This is a genomic window from Erythrobacter sp. SN021, assembly GCF_021864455.1.
On record NZ_JAKKUW010000018.1, the window covers coordinates 1 to 1,217 of the forward strand.

General features: G+C 58.4%; 1 protein-coding gene. It reads right to left on the reverse strand.

Annotation, left to right across the window (positions count from 1 at the left end):
* Positions 1-19: 19 nt before the first annotated feature.
* The gene (locus tag L5849_RS14685) at positions 20-1,150 is read right to left on the reverse strand and encodes an actin (protein WP_236926159.1); all 1,131 of its coding nucleotides are present in this window, start codon (positions 1,148-1,150) and stop codon (positions 20-22) included.
* Positions 1,151-1,217: the final 67 nt, after the last annotated feature.

Genomic DNA, 1,217 nt, shown 5'->3' on the forward strand with positions numbered 1-1,217 from the left:
CAGCTCAGTAACAGTCCGCCTAGAAGCACTTGCGGTGCACGATGGAGGGGCCGGACTCATCGTACTCCTGCTTGCTGATCCACATCTGCTGGAAGGTGGAGAGGGAGGCCAGGATGGAGCCACCGATCCAGACGGAGTACTTCCTCTCAGGTGGAGCGATGATCTTGATCTTCATCGTCGGCGGAGCAAGAGCCGTGATCTCCTTCTGCATACGGTCGGCGATTCCTGGGAACATGGTAGTACCACCGGACAGGACGGTGTTGGCGTAGAGATCCTTACGGATGTCGACGTCGCACTTCATGATGCTGTTGTAGGTCGTTTCGTGGATGCCGACGGACTCCATCCCGAGGAAGCTTGGCTGGAACATGGCCTCTGGGCAACGGAAGCGCTCGTTTCCGATGGTGATCACCTGACCGTCGGGCAGCTCGTAGCTCTTCTCGAGCGAAGACGACGCCGATGCGGTGTTCATCTCCTGCTCGAAGTCGAGTGCGACGTAGCACAGCTTCTCCTTGATGTCGCGAACGATTTCCCTCTCGGCTGTGGTGGTGAAGCTGTAGCCTCTCTCCGTCAGGATCTTCATCAGGTAATCGGTGAGATCTCTGCCAGCCAAGTCGAGACGGAGGATGGCGTGCGGCAGGGCGTAGCCCTCGTAGATGGGCACGGTGTGGGTGACACCATCGCCGGAGTCTAGGACGATACCGGTGGTACGACCGGAGGCGTAGAGGGAGAGGACAGCCTGGATGGCGACGTACATGGCCGGGGAATTGAAGGTCTCGAACATGATCTGGGTCATCTTTTCCCTGTTGGCCTTGGGGTTGAGGGGGGCCTCCGTCAGCAACACGGGGTGCTCTTCGGGAGCGACTCGGAGTTCGTTGTAGAAGGTGTGGTGCCAGATCTTCTCCATGTCGTCCCAGTTGGTGACGATTCCGTGCTCGATGGGGTACTTGAGGGTGAGGATACCTCTCTTGCTCTGGGCCTCGTCACCGACGTAGCTGTCCTTCTGACCCATTCCTACCATCACACCCTGGTGACGCGGTCTGCCGACGATGGATGGGAAGACGGCTCTCGGGGCGTCGTCTCCGGCGAACCCGGCTTTGCACATTCCGGATCCGTTGTCAACGACGAGGGCAGCAACGTCTTCTTCGGCCATCTTGTCTTCTTAACGAGGTTCAACACAGACCCAATGCAATCTTCTCTCGACGCAAATAGTCGCTTGC